Source organism: Nonomuraea typhae, assembly GCF_009760925.1.
GTDB classification, from domain to species: Bacteria; Actinomycetota; Actinomycetes; order Streptosporangiales; family Streptosporangiaceae; genus Nonomuraea; species Nonomuraea typhae.
Genome location: NZ_VRLV01000016.1, coordinates 113673 through 132582, shown reverse-complemented (window position 1 = coordinate 132582; position 18910 = coordinate 113673). Strand labels below are relative to the sequence as shown.

The 18910-nt window shown below is 67.0% G+C and carries 25 protein-coding genes; 6 read left to right on the top strand and 19 right to left on the bottom strand.

The annotated features are described in order from the left end of the window. Positions 1 to 7: 7 nt before the first annotated feature. Together FVE25_RS42780 and FVE25_RS42775 are read right to left on the bottom strand one after the other, a co-directional pair. The gene (locus FVE25_RS42780) at positions 8 to 259 is read right to left on the bottom strand and encodes a hypothetical protein (protein WP_157253239.1); all 252 of its coding nucleotides are present in this window, start codon (positions 257 to 259) and stop codon (positions 8 to 10) included. Continuing rightward, on the bottom strand, positions 256 to 447 hold the full coding sequence (locus FVE25_RS42775; RefSeq protein WP_157253238.1) for a hypothetical protein: 192 nt from the start codon (positions 445 to 447) through the stop codon (positions 256 to 258). Before FVE25_RS42775 ends, FVE25_RS42780 begins: the two co-directional genes overlap by 4 nt. A 469-nt stretch (positions 448 to 916) precedes the next feature. On the opposite strand from FVE25_RS42775, the gene FVE25_RS42770 reads away from it, so the two are divergent. After that, complete coding sequence (locus tag FVE25_RS42770; protein ID WP_246268313.1) at positions 917 to 1453, top strand: GmrSD restriction endonuclease domain-containing protein; 537 nt, start codon at positions 917 to 919, stop codon at positions 1451 to 1453. 73 nt (positions 1454 to 1526) lie between these two features. Here the strand turns inward: FVE25_RS42770 and FVE25_RS42765 are convergent, their stop codons facing one another. After that, the gene (locus FVE25_RS42765; protein WP_157253236.1) at positions 1527 to 1823 is read right to left on the bottom strand and encodes a hypothetical protein; all 297 of its coding nucleotides are present in this window, start codon (positions 1821 to 1823) and stop codon (positions 1527 to 1529) included. A 121-nt stretch (positions 1824 to 1944) separates the two neighbouring features. Here FVE25_RS42765 and FVE25_RS42760 point away from each other — a divergent pair, with 121 nt between their 5' ends. Both FVE25_RS42760 and FVE25_RS42755 read left to right on the top strand, forming a co-directional pair. Continuing rightward, a complete protein-coding gene (locus FVE25_RS42760) occupies positions 1945 to 2571 on the top strand; it encodes a hypothetical protein (RefSeq protein ID WP_157253235.1) in 627 nt (208 codons plus the stop codon). After that, positions 2568 to 3653, top strand: coding sequence for a helix-turn-helix domain-containing protein (locus FVE25_RS42755; protein ID WP_157253234.1), 1086 nt, complete (start codon positions 2568 to 2570; stop codon positions 3651 to 3653). Before FVE25_RS42760 ends, FVE25_RS42755 begins: the two co-directional genes overlap by 4 nt. Before the next feature lie 102 nt (positions 3654 to 3755). Here the strand turns inward: FVE25_RS42755 and FVE25_RS42750 are convergent, their stop codons facing one another. Then, entirely contained in the window at positions 3756 to 4085 is a 330-nt protein-coding gene (locus tag FVE25_RS42750) for a hypothetical protein (protein WP_157253233.1), read from the bottom strand. A 359-nt stretch (positions 4086 to 4444) separates the two neighbouring features. On the opposite strand from FVE25_RS42750, the gene FVE25_RS56575 reads away from it, so the two are divergent. From FVE25_RS56575 to FVE25_RS54665, 3 genes are all read left to right on the top strand, one after another. Continuing rightward, positions 4445 to 4567, top strand: coding sequence for a hypothetical protein (locus FVE25_RS56575; protein WP_281367965.1), 123 nt, complete (start codon positions 4445 to 4447; stop codon positions 4565 to 4567). A gap of 331 nt (positions 4568 to 4898) precedes the next feature. Next, complete coding sequence (locus FVE25_RS42745; protein WP_157253232.1) at positions 4899 to 5417, top strand: hypothetical protein; 519 nt, start codon at positions 4899 to 4901, stop codon at positions 5415 to 5417. 12 nt (positions 5418 to 5429) lie between these two features. Continuing rightward, positions 5430 to 6053 (top strand): hypothetical protein, encoded by a 624-nt coding sequence (locus tag FVE25_RS54665; RefSeq protein ID WP_219825905.1) that lies wholly within the window; start codon positions 5430 to 5432, stop codon positions 6051 to 6053. Between the two features lie 352 nt (positions 6054 to 6405). Here the strand turns inward: FVE25_RS54665 and FVE25_RS42735 are convergent, their stop codons facing one another. From FVE25_RS42735 to FVE25_RS42665, 15 genes are all read right to left on the bottom strand, one after another. Continuing rightward, positions 6406 to 6786: a hypothetical protein gene (locus tag FVE25_RS42735; protein WP_157253231.1), complete on the bottom strand. Its 381-nt coding sequence runs from the start codon at positions 6784 to 6786 to the stop codon at positions 6406 to 6408. Continuing rightward, a complete protein-coding gene (locus FVE25_RS42730; RefSeq protein WP_157253230.1) occupies positions 6786 to 6953 on the bottom strand; it encodes a hypothetical protein in 168 nt (55 codons plus the stop codon). Before FVE25_RS42730 ends, FVE25_RS42735 begins: the two co-directional genes overlap by 1 nt. Before the next feature lie 217 nt (positions 6954 to 7170). Continuing rightward, positions 7171 to 7527, bottom strand: a complete 357-nt coding sequence (locus FVE25_RS42725; protein WP_157253229.1) for a hypothetical protein — start codon at positions 7525 to 7527, stop codon at positions 7171 to 7173. Continuing rightward, a complete protein-coding gene (locus tag FVE25_RS42720) occupies positions 7527 to 8054 on the bottom strand; it encodes a hypothetical protein (protein ID WP_157253228.1) in 528 nt (175 codons plus the stop codon). The genes FVE25_RS42725 and FVE25_RS42720 overlap by 1 nt, the downstream gene beginning before the upstream one ends. A gap of 150 nt (positions 8055 to 8204) precedes the next feature. Further along, entirely contained in the window at positions 8205 to 8906 is a 702-nt protein-coding gene (locus tag FVE25_RS42715; RefSeq protein WP_246268311.1) for a CHAP domain-containing protein, read from the bottom strand. Between the two features lie 23 nt (positions 8907 to 8929). After that, positions 8930 to 9079, bottom strand: a complete 150-nt coding sequence (locus tag FVE25_RS42710; RefSeq protein WP_157253226.1) for a hypothetical protein — start codon at positions 9077 to 9079, stop codon at positions 8930 to 8932. Then, positions 9076 to 9432, bottom strand: coding sequence for a coiled-coil domain-containing protein (locus FVE25_RS42705; RefSeq protein ID WP_157253225.1), 357 nt, complete (start codon positions 9430 to 9432; stop codon positions 9076 to 9078). The genes FVE25_RS42710 and FVE25_RS42705 overlap by 4 nt, the downstream gene beginning before the upstream one ends. 3 nt (positions 9433 to 9435) lie before the next feature. Then, entirely contained in the window at positions 9436 to 9855 is a 420-nt protein-coding gene (locus tag FVE25_RS42700) for a hypothetical protein (protein ID WP_157253224.1), read from the bottom strand. A gap of 173 nt (positions 9856 to 10028) precedes the next feature. Next, on the bottom strand, positions 10029 to 10448 hold the full coding sequence (locus FVE25_RS42695) for a hypothetical protein (protein ID WP_157253223.1): 420 nt from the start codon (positions 10446 to 10448) through the stop codon (positions 10029 to 10031). Next, the gene (locus FVE25_RS42690) at positions 10441 to 12255 is read right to left on the bottom strand and encodes a hypothetical protein (protein WP_157253222.1); all 1815 of its coding nucleotides are present in this window, start codon (positions 12253 to 12255) and stop codon (positions 10441 to 10443) included. The genes FVE25_RS42695 and FVE25_RS42690 overlap by 8 nt, the downstream gene beginning before the upstream one ends. A gap of 17 nt (positions 12256 to 12272) precedes the next feature. Further along, a complete protein-coding gene (locus FVE25_RS42685; RefSeq protein WP_157253221.1) occupies positions 12273 to 13232 on the bottom strand; it encodes a phage distal tail protein in 960 nt (319 codons plus the stop codon). A gap of 132 nt (positions 13233 to 13364) precedes the next feature. Continuing rightward, on the bottom strand, positions 13365 to 14081 hold the full coding sequence (locus tag FVE25_RS42680) for a hypothetical protein (RefSeq protein WP_157253220.1): 717 nt from the start codon (positions 14079 to 14081) through the stop codon (positions 13365 to 13367). Then, positions 14082 to 14579: a hypothetical protein gene (locus FVE25_RS42675; protein ID WP_157253219.1), complete on the bottom strand. Its 498-nt coding sequence runs from the start codon at positions 14577 to 14579 to the stop codon at positions 14082 to 14084. 63 nt (positions 14580 to 14642) lie between these two features. Beyond that, a complete protein-coding gene (locus FVE25_RS42670; RefSeq protein ID WP_157253218.1) occupies positions 14643 to 15110 on the bottom strand; it encodes a hypothetical protein in 468 nt (155 codons plus the stop codon). A gap of 303 nt (positions 15111 to 15413) precedes the next feature. Then, positions 15414 to 18899 (bottom strand): coiled-coil domain-containing protein, encoded by a 3486-nt coding sequence (locus FVE25_RS42665; RefSeq protein WP_157253217.1) that lies wholly within the window; start codon positions 18897 to 18899, stop codon positions 15414 to 15416. Positions 18900 to 18910: the final 11 nt, after the last annotated feature.

Genomic DNA, 18910 nt, shown 5'->3' with positions numbered 1-18910 from the left:
CCACCGCCTACGCCGTCTCCTCACCGACGCTCTCGTCCGGCTCCCGCAGTTCGGTCAGGTCGAGCAACTCCTGGAGCACGTCCATTGGGTAGATGCCGGGTACTCCGAGCGCCATGCCGTTCCTGGTGACGCGGTACCAGACCTCTCCTGGCTGGGCGCCGGCGTCCCACATGCGTGCCAGCAGCAGGTTCGAGTCCGGGTCGCCGAGCTCAACGGGCTCGACACGCAGCCCTCCGGGGCCGACCAGGTAGCGGCTCACCGCGGGGAGCTGAAGGGCGGGATGTCAGTGGGGCGCAGCCTCATCAGGTCGTCTTCGATCTCCGCGGCGAACGCCCGCAGCCGCCTCACCCCGTCGAGCAGGGTCTTGGTGTCGAAGCTGCTGAGGTTGCTCGCGGCCTGCTGGAGTCGTGCGAGCGCCAGGTTGCGGGCGGTCTGCTGGTCGTCCATGGCCTGACGGTACGTCCTGCGCCGGTGTGAGCAAAGAGGCGCGTCGCTCATGACCTGTGAACCTCATTCGGGTCTCGCGCATCTAACAGGTGGAGACGTCGGGGCGTGCGGCGCCCGGGGTTCTCCTCCGTGAGGGCGTCGCCCCAGTCCCCCACGCTGGGGCGGCGTCACCCTAGATGCGGCCTATACCCACACTCCCAGCCGCCGGCGCCAGACGTTACGGTCGCCGACCACGAAATCTTGCTCGGCTTGTTGGCGCGTGTCGTCCCTAGCCTCCCCACTGTCGTGTTGAGACGTTGATCCTGGCTCCCCGACATCTCCCCTGACCAGGACAAACCTGGCCATGCTCGGGGCCAGGAAGGCTCCCGCCATGCGGCAGTCCCCCTTCGCCGCCCTGCTCACCCTCCTCCTGACACCTCTCCTCCTCATCCCGCTCTTCGCTGGCCCCGCCGTGGCTATCCCACCGGGCATGCCGACCACAGCCCAGGCTCTGCAGGAGCTGGCGCTCATCGCAGTCGCCCCGGAGAGCCACGAAGACACCTATGATCGCGATCTCTTTCCTCACTGGATCACGATCTCGGGCCAATGCAACACCAGGGAAACCGTCCTTAAGCGGGACGGCGACAACGTCGTCGTCAACACCTCATGCGCAGCCGTATCCGGCTCTTGGTACTCGCCGTACGATGGCGCCACCTGGACCGCCGCCAGTGATCTTGACATTGACCACATGGTGGCCCTGTCAGAAAGCTGGCGCTCCGGAGCCTGGGCCTGGACCACGACCAAGCGCCGCGCCTTCGCCAACAGCCTGTCGGACACACAGCTCTGGGCCGTCACCGACAACGTCAACCAAGCCAAAGGCGACCAAGACCCCACCACCTGGAAACCACCGCTCGCCTCTTTCTGGTGTGACTACGCGAAGTCCTGGACCGACATCAAGTACGACTGGGGCTTGAGCGCTCAGCAGGCCGAGATCGACGAGTTGGCCGACATGCTGGCCACCTGCTGACCCGAGATAGCTGAGCGCCCGTCCCCGAAAGCGGGGGCGGGCTCTCGTTTGCCAGGCTCAGTAACGGTACGCCTCACTCCGCCGGCGCCGCCACACTCTCTCGAGCCGCCTTGCTGAGGGCCATCCACCGCGCATGCCGGTTCTCTCCGCCGGCCAGCCACGGGTGCCGGTTGATCTCCTCGACGAGCCGCAGCCGGTCGGAGCGCGCCTCAACGAGATCCGCCTGGCGCTCAGGGTCCGGCTCGGCCTCCAGATTGACCACGTCCACACTGGACGGCAGGCCGGCGGCGATCTCATAGCAGCGTGCGTCTGCGGCGTAGTACTGCCGTTTGAGCTCGAGCACGTCGGCGGGTATGTCCAGGTCAGCCATGATCTCCCCCAATTTGAGCGCCGTTCGGCAGGATCATACGACTAGGCCGACGGAAGCGCGTCTCCCGGTATCGGCGTGTTCAGCTGGCGGGTGTGTATTTTGCCAGAATATGATTAATCACATGATCCGAGAGGACTCCCCGGAGGGGACGCTCGCCCGTTTAGAGACCGCCTGCCAGGAGATCTTCCGCGCCCTGGAAAGGGGCATCCAGACCGCCGACCACATCCACGACGAACGCGGCTGGAAGCCCAAGGGCGACATCCACTTCTACCGTCACATGACCCGTCGTGAAGCAATGGAAGAGCTCAAGCAGCTCAACCCGGAACTCGACGACGACGATGATCTCGGGCTCCCGATGAGCGGTCTCATCTTCCACCTCGAACACGACATCGTCCGCACGTGGCACACGCAGGACATCAAGATCCCGAAACCGACCACACGAGCGAAGCTCAACTTCGTCCACCAGATCCCCGAACGCCAGATCCCCGTCGTCGGTGACGACGAACTCTCCCTCGACTTCGAAGAGATCAAAGCGCGGCAGGTCAAGAAGAACCACGTCATCATCCACTGGACAGCCGAAGGCTCCACCATCGTGAGATTCGACTTGGTCAGGCCGGTCGGCGTCCATGGTGGCCAGGTCACAGTGGATTGGCGAACGCCTCTGCTGGGCCGTTACACCCAGGTCGAAGATCTGCAGTACCGTCGCCGGGACACCCAGACGGCACTCGGGGAGGAAGAGTCACAGTGATCTACGGAACTCGGCTGACGCAAGCGCGCGAGTTCTGCCTGCTCACCCAGAGAGCCCTGGCCGACGAGATCGGCATCAGCCAGGGCACCCTGTCGAACGCCGAACGAGACCTCACCGAACTGCCCTTCTCCGTCCTGACCCAGTTCGCGACCACGACCGGATTCCCCGTCGACTTCTTCCAGCAGGCGCCACGGGTCACCTTCGAGGGCCTGCCGACTCACTTCCGGGCGCGGGCCGGCATGAGCGTCAAGGAGTCGAACCAGGCCAAGCGGGGCGGCGAGATCGTCGCCGAAGCAGCCGTGACCATGCTCGACCATCTCGAAGGCCCCGCCCTCACCCTCGCCTCGATGCCACTCGGCACGGACCCCGAGATAGCCGCGAAGGGCGCCAGGGACGCGTTGGGGCTCAGCCCGCACGAGCCGGCCATCGGCCTGCCAGTCCTGCTCGAGCACGCGGGAGTTCTCGTCGTCGCCCTCCCGCTGCCCAACACCCGCCGCGATGCGTTCTCACTCTGGCTGCAGGATCGGCTGGTCCTTGCCCTCCTCGACGTCGACGCCGGCGACCGGCAACTGTGGTCCACCGCCCACGAACTCGGCCACGGCCTCCTGCACCGCGGAGCCGGCGCCAGCAAAACGCTGGAGCAGGAGGCAGACGAGTTCGCCATGCACTTCCTGACCCCGCTTGATGCGATGCGGCGAGAGATGCCCGCACACCCGACGATTCAGGACTTCGCCCTTCTGAAGAGACGCTGGGGCGTGTCCATCGCCGCACTCATCCGCACCGCTCGCCGCCTGGAGCGCATCGACGAGCAGCGCTACACCAGCCTGTTCAAGCAGATGGCGGCCCGCGGCGAACGACTTCGAGAACGAGCGGCCATCGCACCCATCAAGCCGCGCGGCTTCCGCGCCATGGCAGAAACCCTGTACGGCCCGCACCCGGCCCAGGGGCTGGCGAGATCGGCCAACTGGACGCCCGCGTTCGCCGAGGACGTTCTCAGCCGGCACGCGACCGGGAGCGAGCTACCAAGCCGCCGCATCACCAACGTGGTGAGCATCAGCTCACTTCGAGCCCGCCGCGCTTAGCTGCCCTCCCGAAGGCGCCCACGGCGTCGCGAGGCCGAGGGCGCCCACTGGGATACCAACAGAACGCCACTCTGAGACAACCTTGCGTGACTCTCGGTCGTCTCACTCTTCGGGTCGCCACCCACACCAATCCCCGAAGGGTGCAACGATGCGCTCTCTCCCCCTTGCCGTACTCGCGCTCGCTCTTGTGACGGGCTGCTCGGCCGCCACCAGCTCCACGCCGGCGTCGCTCCCCACTTCCACGGAGAGCGCGGTTCTGGCCGCAGAGTCCGCCACGCCGACACCTGCTCTGGCCGGCGAGACGACGTCGTCTCCCAGCCCGACACCGACGGTGTCGCCCACCACGCCGCGGCCGAAGAAGCCCAAGGTGAAGATCCGGACTCCCAGGCCGACACCGAAGCCCACCCGGACGCGCAAGCCCCGGCCGTCCATCCAGTCAGGTGTGCACCCGGGGGCCTTCTGCTCGCCACAGGGCGCTCTGGGGCGGACGAACGCGGGCACGCTGATGCGGTGCACATCGAAGGGCGGGGCGCAGGCGAGGTGGCGCAGCGCTTGAGGTTCCCGGGCCCCGCCCTCTGGGAGGGCGGGGCCTTTGCGCGTCTTCGCGAGTAAGGATCATCCCCCTACGGAGGGTTCTCCGCCACCGCGGTAGAAAGATCCGCTCCCGCCCAGGACGAGGCGTTGCGCACCTTCGCGGTGTGGACCATCGTGAGCGGGCGGCAGCGTCGGCGCCTCGCGCCCCGGTCCGTCAGGACTGCGCACCGGACGGTCCGGTGAGACAGGAGACGAACGTGTCGGACGACAACCGCGACGACGGGCCGAAGAAGCACCAGTGGATCCGCACCATCGTGGCTGTGGCCAAGCTGGTGCTGTGGATCCTGTGGGTGACCTTCGACCCGCGCCACCCCTCCTAGGGATGGCTGGGCCTCCTGCCGGCGGACTCGGTGGTATCAGCAGGCAGGAGGCCCATCGACAGCGTAGGCCGCCGCCGTCAACGATGACGCGAGAGATCTTTCCTACCGCGTAGAAGAATCCCCTTCCCCGCGGGGTGCTGGGCTCCGCCGCGGCGGACTTCTCCTTCGGCCTGCTCGACTCGGTCTCGCGCAGGAAGCGCTCCTGCTGGTATGGCCAGCCTCGGGAGGCGAAGGCTCTGGTGTGTCCGGATGAGGACATCGGACTCGTACAGCTTGATGCTGTACAGCGTGACGCTGTATGGTCTGGATATCCAATCAGAAAGGCGCCCCGATGAACACCACCGCTGCCGCCCAGACCGCCGGAGTCACCGTCGCCACCATCCGCCACTGGTGCCGGACCGGCGTCGTCGCCGCAGCCAAGGCCGCCGGCCGGTGGATCATCGAAGCCGCCTCACTCGCCTACCGCGTCACCCTAGGCAAGGAGCGCCGCATGAGCCACGCCCCAGTTGAGCACCGCGTCGACGACACCACCACGGTCATCGCCACCTACAGCGACCAGCTCGGCCCCGCCTGCTGGCGCGCCAGCGAATACCGGAACGGGCACCACATCGGCACCATCGGCGACGGCCAGACCGCGCAAGAGGCCATCAATCATGGCCTCGACATGCTGCGGCGGCTCGCCGAGCGGGACGCAGCTGCTGAGGCCCTCGAAAACAGCGGCCTGTACGCGGACCTCACACTGCGCAGCCCCGGCATCATGGGCCAGCTCGCCGACGCGATCCCGTCCCCCGCCCCGGCCGGAGAGTGCCACTACTGCGGCCTGGACGAGCGCACCTGCGACTGCAGGTAAGGAGCCAGCCACATGGCCACCGTGAAGATCCAGCTACGCGAGAGCACCCCTCACCTCGACAGCGACGGCGAACTCATCACCACCGGAAATGGCCACGGGGAGAAAGTTGCCCGCGTCCGACCGGGCTACGACGAGGTCGACCTGGATCGCCTGTCGCCTCGCGCTCGTACCCTGGCTGAGGCCATCGCAGCCGCTCCGCTGGCCGTCGCCGCCGAAATTTGGGTCGAGTCCGATACGCCGATCAGAGAGCGCCTCGCCGACTGGGAGCACTGGTACACCTCCGAGCAGGCCGGGCAGCCCGAACGCCGCCCATGGAGGGGCTGGAGCCGCTATCCGGCCACCTCCGGCAAGGACCCGCACGACTGGCTGGAAGAGCAGGCCGCGAAGATCCCGCCCGGCTGGCATGTCCTCGGGCCCACGCCGCGTGAGCGCATCGACTCCGGAGCCGAGACAGGGATGACCATGGAGCAGGTTCTCGCCTTCTTGCGGGAGCGGGGCCGGCCGATAGCGTCATCCACCTGGCGCGCCTACGTGGCTCGTGGTCAAGCTCCCCGCCCTGCCCGCCATGTGGCCCGGACGCCGCTGTGGGATCCCGCCGAGATCCTGCAGTTCGCAAGCGGCCCAGGGAACGCGTAACCAGCGAAAGCGGGGCTCACGAGGCGAAGAAGTCCCGGGGTTCCGACGTGTCCGGAAGCGGACAAGTTGGTGTGAACCTATCCCGTGTTTGGAACGTCCCTAAACCACAAGGGGTGGGGATGCCCCTCGGGAGGCGAGGGACCAGTCCGGCCGCCGCGGCGCGCAGGCCCGGCGGCCGGACACCAACCCCCGCACAACGCCAAGAAGCCCCGCCCGCCTCCCGAAGGAGACGAGCGGGGCCTTCCGCTTCACGGCGGGGGCGTCCACGTTTCGAGGCGACGGCGCTCTACGACGATACGCCTCAGACCTATCGCGATGTCGAGTTCAACGCGACATCACGGCATGATCGAACCTAGTCGTCGTCCCAGACGACGCCCATCAGCTCGGCGGCCTCGACCGCCAACGGCAGCGACCACTCGGCGAACTGGATGATCTCCTCGTTGAGGATCTCCATCGCCCGCCGGTCCAGCCGGTCGAACACCGCCTCGACGTGAGGCTCCAGTTCGTGGCAGACGAACGTGCACACGTCGCTGCCGCCGTACACGCATCCGCCGTTGCAGCCGTGGAGGCAGTCGCCGTCCTCGAACCGCATAGAGTCCCGGAAGCGCCCAGGCAGCAGCTCGCGGGCGAAATCCCGCTTCTCCCTGGCCCGCTCCACCTTCACGCTTCGCGGCCCGTCACCGCGCGAGCAGACCACACGCCCCCACGCCTGGCGGCCGAGCATCGGAGCCATCACACCTCCCGCGCCACATCCGGATCATCAAGCGGGATGCCCAGCAGCTCAGCGACGTGCCTGGAGATCGGCGGCTGTGTGGTGACCCGCTGCTGGCCAGACTCGAACACCGCCAGGACGCGGCGCGGGTCCTCGTCATCCTCGAAGAAGTCGGGTGCGGGACGCATTAGACCTCCATCACCAGCACTTGATCGTCAAGCCACTCCGCAAGACGGGCGGCAGGTCAGTTCGTGACCGTGAGTTTCACGGGCAAAGGCGACCCGCAGCCCGCGCACGTCAGGTGCAGCGCTCCGCTGGACGGCGACCAGAAGCCGCCCGAGGCCGGCATCGCCGCGAGGCGCAGATGGTCCGCCAGCTCGTCTGAGAGGCGGACAGACACCACGCTCATGCCCGGGTGACCGCCGTCTCCTTCGGCTCCTGGTTCGGCCGAAGCATGAGGCCCAGCAGCGCCGACAGGGCGGCGATGATGACGCCCTGCTGCTCAGTGGTGAACGTCAGGCCGTCGATCCCGAACGCCACGATGCCCGTGAGAATCGTCTGCGCGGCGCCGGTGATCGCGGCGACGACGAACGGCCTCGTGGTCAATGCCACGGTCAGCGCCATCACGCCGTTCGCGACCGTCATCGTGTAGTCGGCCGCGCTGCCCGTGATCACACCGAAGGCGACCACGACCGCGAGCAGCGACTGCAGGCCGTACAGGATCGCGGCCGGGTCACGGCCCAGGATCTTGAAGCCGTCCACTACTCGCTCACGACCTCGCCAGGCACCAGCTCGATCGTGGCCGTACCCGCGGGCACCACATCGACGGCCAGCGTCGCCGACAGGCCGAGAGCCGGGATGGACGCGGTCAGGACCGCCGACCCCGGAGCGCCGGACACGACCGTGCAGGTGCGGGTGTCCTCAGACACCTGCAGCGTGGCGACGTCCGGGTTGTCCAGCGACCACTCGATCGTCTCGACGGTGTCGTAGCCGGCGGCGTCCTCGGTGTCGCAGACGATGCTGCACTTCTGGCCGGTGTTCATCTGCATGATTGCTCCCTGAATGTGATCGACAGGCTCACCTGTCCACTCGTTGACGACCGGGCCCGGCACCAGCCGGATCCGGGAAGTGCCGGCCAGCCAAGCAGCGAACACGTCCGCAGTGCGGCGGATCGCCAGCTCGGCCTGCCGGGCGGTGATGTCACGGTCGACGCCGCGATGCAGCCTGAGACCGAACGCGGCATGCACGGCGACAGCGGCGTTCAACGCCGCGGCACGCTGACTGTCCATCACCGCGCGTAGAAGCTCTTGGTGATGCGCATTTGAAAGTGCTCCTCAAGGAGGTGACATACGAAGGCGCACCTCTGCGGGTGCGCCTCAGGTGACTGAGAAGTGGCACACGAGCACCGGATCTCAGTCGTGATCAGTTGGCCTCATCGATCAGGACGCGCTGATCAGAGCGGCCCAAGTCAGTGGGCCAATTTCTTTGTCCGCGGTGAGCTTCTTCGCCTTCTGGAAGGCTGCAACCTTCTCCCCCATAGCCCGCGTGTACGTCATGTCGTCGTAGACGCCCGGGTCGATGCCGTAGCCATGAGACATCAGCAGGTAGAAGGCGCGCTTCACCGCGGTTCCCTTGGCGCCGACCTTGAGCAGCGGCATCTTGGCCACGAGAACCTCCACTTCGTCCTTCGGTGCGTCGGCGGTGTAGGGCGGGTTCCAGAAGCCTGCGATGACGCCCGCGCTACGAACGCGCCGCTTGCAGGCGTCTCCGCTGTTGCCTTCGATGGTCTGGATACGCCCGTCGTCCAGGACCTTCTCGATGATCCCGACATGGTCGATCTTGGCGATGGTGTTTGTGCCAGCCCAATCGAAAAACACGATCGCGCCAGGCTCCGCGAATCGGCGGATGCTCTGCACCGTGCCCTCATGCCAGCGGCCCAGGTCGCGGCCGTCCTCTGCATGCCAGATTGTGTACGCCCTGTCGCCGTCTGGTAGGACCGCAAGCCCGTTGCCGGATTCCCGCGCCGCTTCGGTGATGGTGATGTTGCACCACGGCGCCTGCAAGAACTCGGCTCCGTGCCGGGCCGCGTACCGGCGGGTCAGTACATTCGGCCTGCCCTCAGTGCCCAGGTAGGAGCGCATCGCCGCCAGCATGCTCGCCGCGCTCACGCCGACCCCACACCGCGGTAGACGCCATCCTGGTCCGGCTCGCCATACAAGGCGCGCAGGACGAGCTCCTCGTCGCCCTCAGATGGCCCCCACTGACGGACATCCACGCCCTCGGTGGTGAGCTCGGCTTCGGTCTTCTCACTCATTGCCCCTCCATCGCCTGAGGCCGGTCAGTGGAGCCGCGCAGCTCATTGAGGGTCCGCTCCAGAATGTCGAGCTGCCGCTGCATGGTGCGGATCTGGTCGCGAAGCGCCTTCGAGACGTCCTGCTCGTGCGCCAGTTGGTCGTTAGCCCGATCGACGGTGGCCCGAAGCTGGTCGAGGTCCTTCTCCAGCCGGGCGACGAGCTTCTCGTAGTAGGCGATGTTCTTGTCGTACGCCTCCTGCTCGACCTTGCGCTCGGCCAGCTGGTTCGCCCTCGTGCTGGCACGAAAGGAGAAGCCTGCGCCGACCACCGCCGAGACGCCGGCGACGATGGAGACCCAGATTTCAGGCGTCATCGTTCACCTCCGGCCGCGGTCCCAGGCTTCCGGCCAGTTGGAGATCAGGGCGATGACACCGGCGAAGAACAACCAGATGGACGCCGACACCCAGCCGCGCGGCAGCACGCCTGCGATGCCGCCCACCAGGTGGATGGCCCCGAACGCCGCCATGAGCCCAGCCGCGGCCGAGTAGGCGATGCGGTCCCACCGCTGCCACGCCTGCACCAGGCAGCACGCGCCAGCCAGCAGCCACAGGGCCGCCCAGACATTGAGCGGGAACAGCGTCGCCAGCCACACGTAAGTGGGGTTGGCGCGCGTCTCCGGTGGAGCGAGGAGAAATCCCAAACCTCCGTAGACGGTGTAGAGGTAGGCGACGAACAGGAGAAAGACGCCGCGCCGGCCGAGGCGCCGCCAGAGGGCGTGCAGATGTCGTCGCAGCACGAGACGCCTCCCGGCATCGGTCTTGGAGGGTGAAGGAGTGCCGCCCGTCCGCACCCTCGTGGGCTTCCGGCCCAGAAGACGGGCGGCACGATCAATGAGGTGGCCGTCCGTGCTCCCATCACCGGCATGCACGCAGCACCCTCAGGAGTGAGCCGATGACCGGACGTCCACGATCAGCTGGCGATGGCTCCACCGCCGCGAAGGGATGACAGCAGGTTGTCGAGGGCGATTTTGGTGCCTGCCGCGTCCGCGCGCAGATTGGTCAGCATGTTCTGCACAGAGCTGTCATACGTGGGGCCTGCGGAGGAGGAGGATGTGAAGTCCGGCGGGTCAGCAACCGAGACGCCTGGAACTACCTGCGGCTTCAGGGTGTAGGAGAGGCCAGAGGAGTCCCTCCAGTACGGGTCCGCGCCGGAGGCGTACAGGTGGCCGCCCGTATCCGGCACGGCGGGAGTCGACTGCGAGGGGATCTCCCAGCCGGCGGATGCCTTGGTGAGCGGCTGCCGGACTCCCAGCAGCGCCTTCAGCTCTTCCACATCGCGTTCCAGTTGCCGGATGCGTTCCCAAGGGTCGCCGGGGTAGACGTTAGGCACCTGGCGCCTCCTGCCCCTCGAGCACCAGCCGTGCTTCCTCTTTGCCGTGGTCGCGGGAGGACGGTGTGATGCCTATGCCGATGATGCGCCGGGTGCGCCACTCGCCGCGGTGCCACTCGTTGTTGAGATAGAAGCGGGCGGCGTCGCCGAGGTTGTTGGGTGTGAGCGAGGGGATCTTTCCGAGCGCGACGGTTGCCTGATCGACACGCAGCGCGCCTGCTGCTTTGGCCGCCCAGAAGGCGGCGTAGTCGTCCAGGGTGGCGGCTTGTGTGACCGTGCTGTAGGACAGGGTCCGGTCCAGGCGCGGCCACCCGGCCGCCAGGTGGGCGGTCGCGGAGTGCACGCCGGAGACGACGGGTGTGGAGGTGGTGGAGGCGTCGGTGGAGACGGTGGAGCCGCGGGCCCGCCAGCGGGTGGCGCCGCGCAGGGCGTCGATCTCCTCTGACCAGTCCAGGATGTCTCCGGCGCTGCGCCCGTCCGCGAAAAGGTGCGGCGGCGGGTCCAGGGTGCCGAGCGTCGGGTAGCCCCACACCCAGCGGCGTACGAGGGAGCCGCCCACCAGCTCAAGGTTGATCATCCATTCGAAGCCGTCGTCCACCTGCGCCAGCTCGATCAGCCGCTGCCCGTAGGTGCCGCCCTCGGACTCCAGATAGGTGCGATCGCGGACGACGCCGGAGGTTCCGGCTTGGAGGCTGAGGGAGATGTTGGCGTTGGCCTGCCCCAGCAGTGAGTTCAGCAGGCCCCGGGCTATCGCGATCTGATCGTCGCCGCCGAAGACGAGATCATCCTGGATCTCCACCCGGGCCAGGTAGGCGTCCAGTGTGGAGCCCTGCAGCGCGATCGCGGGCGTGCCGCGCCGGCCTCGGGACGGGGTGGCCTTGGTGATCCAGTACTCGCCCCAGGGCTCGCCCTCGCGGTAGATCTGGCAGGTGATCACACCTGGGCCGCTACCAAGTTCGGTGGCGTCTCGCGGGATGATCTCCGCGACCTGGTCGCCGACCTTGCGGGACGGGATCGGGATCGCCGCATTGAGGGTCCCCGGCTGGAGGATCCGCTTGTCGAAGGCGACGTTGACGAGGTCAAGGTCACCCAGATACGTGCGGTCCAGCAGCCGCGTGAAAACGTACCGGTAGCTGGAGGAGCCGCGGCCGGGAGCAAAGGGCTGCACCACCGGCGGCTGCGGAACCGGCGCCTGCCTCGCCCGGACAAGGACCGTGTACGCGCCCGCATACACCAGCACGTTGGACGCGAAGTGCGTCTCCTCGTCGACCGGCGCCGTCGAGGCCAGCGGACTGACGCACATCGTGATGGCGACGTCGTCCTCAGACTGCGCCGACCCGATCAGCGTGTACCCGAGCGGAGTGCTCCACGAGACCGGCTGGTTGTTGGGCACCCCTGCGGCGATCCGCAGATCCAGCCCCAGCGGCCACTCCGGCAGAGCAGACGGCGACTCCACAGCCGTGGTGGCCGGCTGCACCTCAGTGCCATACACCTGCGGGATGCCGAGCGCGTTACCCAGGGCGGCGATGACGATCGCGCCGTCCGCGGTTTCGGCCTGCGAGATCGTGTAGGTGGGTTCTGCGGCGGTCGCGGTCCGCCAGTAGACGTCGATCGCCGACAGCCAGTTGATGTCACCGGAGATGCGGCCGAGCCACTCCCAGCCCGGAGACAGGTCCGCTACCCCGCCCGAGTCCACGACCAGTCCGGCGATGAGCTGGTCGCCGGGCTTGTATCCGGGCGGCGGCTGGCAGGTCCAGGAGGAGCCGACGCCTGTGCCGGTGATGGAGCTGCGGACGAACGCGGTCACCCGTCACCCCCGGCTCTTTAGAGGGTGGCGTCCCGCCACAAGAAGTCGGCTCCGCCACCGCCGCCGGACGTGACCGTGTAGGTGATCAGGTTGGAGCCGGCGGCGAGAACGAAGTCCTGGACCGGGACGGATGAGCCGGCGAGGGTGGACATCTGGTTGTCGCCATCCATCGTCACCGTGCCATCGCCGGTGACGATCTCCAGGATTTCGCCCTCGGGCACGACGATCGAAAACTGCAGCGTCCGGCCGAGCGTGGAGTTGACCAGGACCGGGTTGGTGACGGGGCCCTCAAGCCGGATGATCGGATGCGTTGCGGCGTTGCCTGCATTGGCGATGGCGGTCGGCGTGGACACCGCGACGGTGACGCCGTGCGGCTCCAGCCCGTACAGGCGCGGATCCCCGCACGCGATCACCACGCCGACCGTCGGCAGACCCACGTTGTAGTCGCCGTCCAGCACCAGCGGCCGGGCGATCACCTGCCCGAACGCCAGCTTCGGCTCCCCATACGCCTTGATGACCAGCGGCAGTGGATCCTCCGACTCCGGGATGCCGGTCGCTGAGGTGATCGCGTCGATGAGTGTCTGTACCTGCGTCGGGTCATCGCGTGAGTTCGGCTGCAGCTGGAAGCTGACGATCCGCTGCTGGGCTAGCTTCCGGGCATCCCACGCGCCGTGCTGCGTCGGCTTCTCCACATTGAGGTTGTCGATGCCGGGCATCGACAGCCAGCCCTCCACTGGGACCAAGACCCGCACGTCCGTGGTCGGCCCCCACAAGGTGCCGTTCCACTCGATCTCTCCATCGGCCCCGGTCAGGCTGTCGCCGGGCTTGATCGGAATCGAGACCGTGAGCGTCGGCCATTCCGAGACACTCTCGAAGGCCGACAGGGTGAAGACCTGGTCGCGGACGAACGACAGTGTCGGCCACTCCGACGCCGACTCGAACGGCGGCAGGAAGAGGCTGACGTTCGGCGTCGTCACCTCTACTGCGGGCCACTCCGAGACCGACTCGAAGACGCCCAGGGTGATCTCTCGCAGCGAGAACCGCAGCGGGCTCTTGATCGTGGGCGGGATCGGATGCGACCGGCCGAGACGAGCCACCACGCCTCCCAGCTAGTAGACGGAGGCGCGCTGTATCGCCTGGCCGATCACGACAGGCAGGCGCGGCATGAACTCCACGGCGGGCTTGATCTCGACCGCCACCCAGTTCCACGCAGGCGCTGCGCCGGCCGAGTTGAAGTTCAGCGTGACGGTCGATCCAGCTGTCGCGGTGTCGGCCGCCTTGTGGACCGCGATCCCGCTCGTCCGCTCATCAACATCCCAGGGAAAACCAGTGTCAGAGCTGGTCGGGGCACCTTGAATGTTCCAGTCCTGGCCGATCCCGAACGCCCTCGAGTTCGCTGCCGTCGAGGTATACACGTTCGGCGTGATGTTGTCCGTCGTGGATGAGCCCTCACCCACCGCACCCACCGGGCCGGTCACGTCGGCTCCGGTCACCACGAACACCTTCAACGCGCCGGCGTCATCCTCACGGCTGCTCGTGACGGACACGTCAATCCCAGTCTGCGCGGCCACATTGACCGCCGTGTAGATCGCCACGATGCCGTCCTCGGCACCGCCCTCGCTACCGTCTCGCCGGGACCGGAGAGTCCAGGTGAGCGAGGTACCCGTGTTTCCGAGCGTGAGCGTCGCTCCGTTCGCACCGCTGGCCTCGAACGCCATGCACGCCACCAGCACCGAACTTGCCGGCGGATTGAACGCCGCAGTGGTCTGAGTGGACGAGGCGCCCGCCACGATCGCCGGCGTAGAGCCGTGGATCGCGATCGCCATTCACGCCTCCTGCCACACCACATAGGTGTACGCATTCACTGCGGCACCTGCCGTCACCCGCACCCGCAGGAACTTGCTGACCGGCACCATCGGCTCGCGGCCCAATGGCCACAACTTCACGTACTGGGTGGTGGGCGACACCAGCTGCAGGTCCATGTAACGGGTGGCCGTCGTGGACCCCTCGGAGGTGGAGGTGTAGCCCGTCGCCGACGTACCCAATGTCACCAGGCTCGCGGGCGCGTTCGGGTCGTCGTACGGCTGCACGCCGGCGGCGACATGCGCGGTCACCGTCGCCGCTACATCCGTCTGGATCAGCTCACACCGGATCGGAGTCGCTGCGGCGGAGCCGTCGAAGCTGATCCCCCACTCCACGATCCGGATGACCCGCGTGGACGGTGTGGCGATCTGCAGCAGCGTCTTGATCGACGTACCGGTCGTGACCGGCGAGAGCGCCGCCGTCGTCGGCATCGCCCCGTTGGCAGCCCAGTACAAGGCCATGACCTGGCCCTCCTCACATGCAAAAGCCCCGCACCTGGGCGGGGCAGAGCGGAAAGAATCGGGTCAGGCGGCGTTGCGTAGCACTGTGCGCCAAAGTCCGGTGGCGTCGGGCGTAACGGTGTAATCACCGTCGGAGCTGTCGTAGCTCTGACCGAAGTACCGCAGAAGGAACGCGCGGTTGGAGATGCCGGGCGCGTATACAAGCAACCCCTCAGCCGCGATCGTGGCGCTCGTCCAGCTCGTGGCCGAGAACCGCCAGCCGACCTTGTTCGCCACCCCGGACAACTCGGCGAACGAGACCACGGTCAGGTTGTTGCCGCCGGCGGAATAGCCGGGCCCGGACGTCTCCCCGCTGTTCCAGGGGCTCGAACTGTAGGCCGGGTTGGTCTGACTGAAGTCCGGCGTCACCGAACCCGTCCACAGAGCGCCCTTGAACGTCCCCGGCGTCGTGTTACCGACGTCGATCGTGACGGTCTGCCTGAACACCTTGACGTAGGTGTCGTTGAACCATCCGTCTTGCGTGATCGCCACGGATGCCTCCTAACCGAGGTTGATCGTGACGTGTTTGCGCTGACGGCCTGACGAAGTGGTCTCTTCGGTGACGATGTGACCGGCCTGATCCCGGACCGCTTTGAATCGGCCGCCGTCGGGCGTGCGCCCCTCGGCCACCTGGTCCCGGGTCACCCAGGACGTTTCCCCGACGACCACATCAGCCGTGCGGCCCTCACCTACGCGTTCTCCGCCGCGCATCCATTCGCCGAATGTCAGGCCGCTATCTGGATCCCAAGGCATGGCTGAGCCCGCCCTCCCATCAGGTGGTTGTGAAGAGCGGGCTCAGCCGCGGCTATCGAGGACCTGACCAATCTGTGCCGACACCACAGCAACATCCACGGACTCGCGAATCGTTGTGCCGAAAAAGTTCACCGATGCGCCGCCACTGGCGGTCGCCGCCGAATCACGAGATACGCCGGTGCTGCTATGCGCAGATCCTCCAGGGCTTCTCATCGCTGTCATTTGCTGTGGCGTAGACACCTTGGATGGTGCCGACCGTTCGGATCGCATGCCGAAATCTGAAGCAACCTGCTGCACGAGTGCTTCGGCTCTGCTCCTGAATCGCGGCTCGTAGGGGATGAACGCCTCAGGCCCTGAGCCCTCGCCGAACAGGACTGTCGGGCTCGTAGCTACATGTGGGCCGGGGCGTCTCCCGCCTGCGGCGTAAGCCTCTATGCCGCCGGTGGCAAATGCCCTCATGGCGTGCCCGCCGCCGTAGGAGAGGATCCCGCCGGCGCGTGCCTTGATGTTCTCCTGCTTGCGGATCATTGCTTCGCGGAGGGTGAAGGTCGCCGATACCTGCATGCCGTCGAGGCGCTTGAGCTTCTGCCAGAGTTCCTCGGCTCGATCTCTACCAACGCCGAGTTCCTTGGCCAGGTCGATGAATTCCTGCTTGGTCTTCGGCATTCCGGGCGCGTCGACCTTGGTTTCGATCTTGCTGGGGATGAGCCCCATCTGATCGGCCATCGCCTTGGCCTGAGTCTTCGTGTAGCCCATCTTCTCGGCGACTTGGATGAACGCATCCCGTTGCTGCCTGGCCTTCTCGTTGACCAGTTCCATAGGAACGCCCTGCTGTTCCAGGGCGGTCCGCACGTCATTGGAGGCTCTGGCGACATCCAGCAAGGCGGATCGATTGTTCCAGTACGCCTGTGTGTTGGTGTTGGTCGCGGCGCCGTTCTGCGTCGCTGCGTCCTTCGCCCGAGTGAGCGCGGAAGCGAACGCGATGTTGGCCTGCTCGGCCGCGAAGTTCGAGCCGGTCAGCTTGTCCAACTCGTCTCGCAGCGACATCACCTGGCCGGAGGCTGTCGCTGCCTGACCACCCATTGCGGTGATGCCAGATCCGGCAGTCTGACTGGATGTAGCGGTCTGCCCACCGGCCTCGGCGAGCCGCTGGTGTGCCGCAACCGAATCGCCCAGCTCCGTGTTGGTGTCGCTGAGCGCCGCCTTGAGCAGGTTGGCGGCGCGCACGTTTTCGTCCACTGTCCCAGCCCACGAGCCTCCGATGACCTTGGCACCCTGAGACACGTCGGTGAAGCGGGCCATCGCTGCGTTGACACCCTCAAGTGCGGCCTTGTTGCCGAGAGCGGCGTCGGTCACCATCTGCAGAGGGATGCCGAGTTGCTGCGCCGCCTTCAGGGCGCCTTCGGTTTCGAGGCGGTTCTTCGTCCACTCCCGCGTGTCCGCGGTAACGGCGCCGCTCTGCCGGTCCAGGGTCGCGGTCAGCTCCCTGATCCGTCCTTCGGCTTCAACCTGCCGTTGAGCGAAGATCCCAAGTGCGGTGATGCCTGCGGCGATGGCGACGCCCCAAGGCCCGCCGGCCCCGAGAGCCCCGGCAAAGGATGCGATCTTCCCTTTGGCGCCGCCAGCGGAGTTGCCGACTGCGTCCATCCGGGTTTGCAGGTTGGTCAGGGCGGTCACGGCCGCGTTGATCGCCTGGCCCGCTTTGACCGCGGTGTAGACGGCGCCGATAGCGATGGCGATCATCTGGATGTGGCCGGGGTCCATGCCTCGGACGATCGATGCGAGGAGATTGAGTCCTGCCAGCGGCCCGACGCCGAGGGGGGCGAGCGCTGTGACGATGTTGCCGATGGCGCCGGCAACATTCTTGATCATCTCCCAGACGCGTGGGGCGTTCTCTTGGACGAACAGAATGAACTGGCGGAACTCGTTCGATCCGGCCAGTTGCTGACCCCACTGGGAGAACGCTGCCGTCGCTCTCTCGATCCCGCCGACGATCGTGGGAGTGAAGGGCAGGAACGCGTTGATCATCCCGGCGATGCCGGTCGTCACGTTCCCGAAGCTCCGGCCGAGTCCAACGATCGCGGTCGGGATCTGCTGAGTGACGTTGGATAGGAACTGAGACCAGAACGGGCCGGCAAGAGCCCGCTGCGCGTCCCGCTCCAGGATCAGGAACGAAGCGGCGGTGGCTGTAACCATCGGAGACAGGCGCGGCAGCTGTGAGGAAATGAGGTCCAGGCCGCCTGAGATGACCTTGAACGTGTCCGCTTGAAGGGATTGCTGCCAGCGCGTGTACTCGTCGATGAACGCCTTGAGGTCGACGGCCAGCGCCTTCTCGGCCTTACTCAGGTTGGCGAACGCATCGGCGAGTTTCGATGCGCCACCTCCGCCGCCGGACATGGCGGCCTGCTGCTGGAGGTGCAGCATCTTGAGCTGCATCTCCGCTTGGGCGACCTTGTCCTGTGCCTGGCGCAGGTTCTCCAGGCCGCGCTGGTATTCCTTGGTGCCCTCGACGCCCTTTTTGTTCGCCGCGGCGGTGTCCTCGCGGGCGCGCTGGGTCTTGACCTCCTGCTCACGGGCCCTCTGCTGCGCCATCTCGACGCCGAGCATCGCCCGCTCGATCTCCAGGTCGGATGCATCGCCGCGGGCCAGCAGCTCCGACAGGCGCGCCTCGGCTTCGCGGACGGCGAGAGCCGCGTCCTTCTGGCTGAGGATGCTGCGTTCGAGGCTGAAGTTCATGTCCTCAAGCGCCCGGCGGCCAGCCTCCCGCGCTCGTGTGAGGTCTTCCTGTGCCTGCTTCTCCTCGCGCTGAGCATCGGCCAGCCGCTTCTCCGCCGCCTCAAGCTGGAGCGCCTGCTGAGCCGCCTGGGCCGCTGACTGTCCGGCTCCGCCCGTAGCTCCTCCGGCGCTCTTGGCTGCCGCCTCCTGCGCCTTCAGCGCCTCCGTGACGCGGCCGAACCCTGGTGCGGCTGCGGCGGTGAACGCCGCGGCGCCGAGCCCGGCGGCGGTGAAGGCCGCTCCGAGGCCGGCGACCCCGACAGCGATCGTGGTAACCGCCGGTAGCGATGCGAGTGCAGCGGCTACGAGGGCGATGTTCGCGAGTGCGCCGGAGACGTTGGCGTCCACGCGCACGTGGGCCTGGCGTCCGTCCAGGCGGGACACCTCGCCGTCCATCGCCCGCAGTTCGGCCAGCGCGGTGCCGATGTCGGCGCGGACGTTGATGTCCACTTCGGAGCGCTGGAGCTGCTCCAGTTGCCGTTCGATCTCCGCGATTTCGGTGCGGGCGGCGTCGGCATCGATGTCGATCCCGATGCGCTTGCTGGCGAGCTTTTCCAGTTCGGCACGCAATTGCGCGAACTTGATCTCGGCTGCGGTCGAATCGGCGTCGATCTGGATCTTCGGTAGTGCCCGCGTGGCTGCTTCGAGGCGCTGGCGCATCCTGTCCGCGGAAGCGCCGGTCTCGGTCATGTTGCGCGACAGGTCCTGGGTGCTCTTCTTCGCCGCACCCATGCCGGTGACGAAGTCGGCCACCCGGGCGCGAA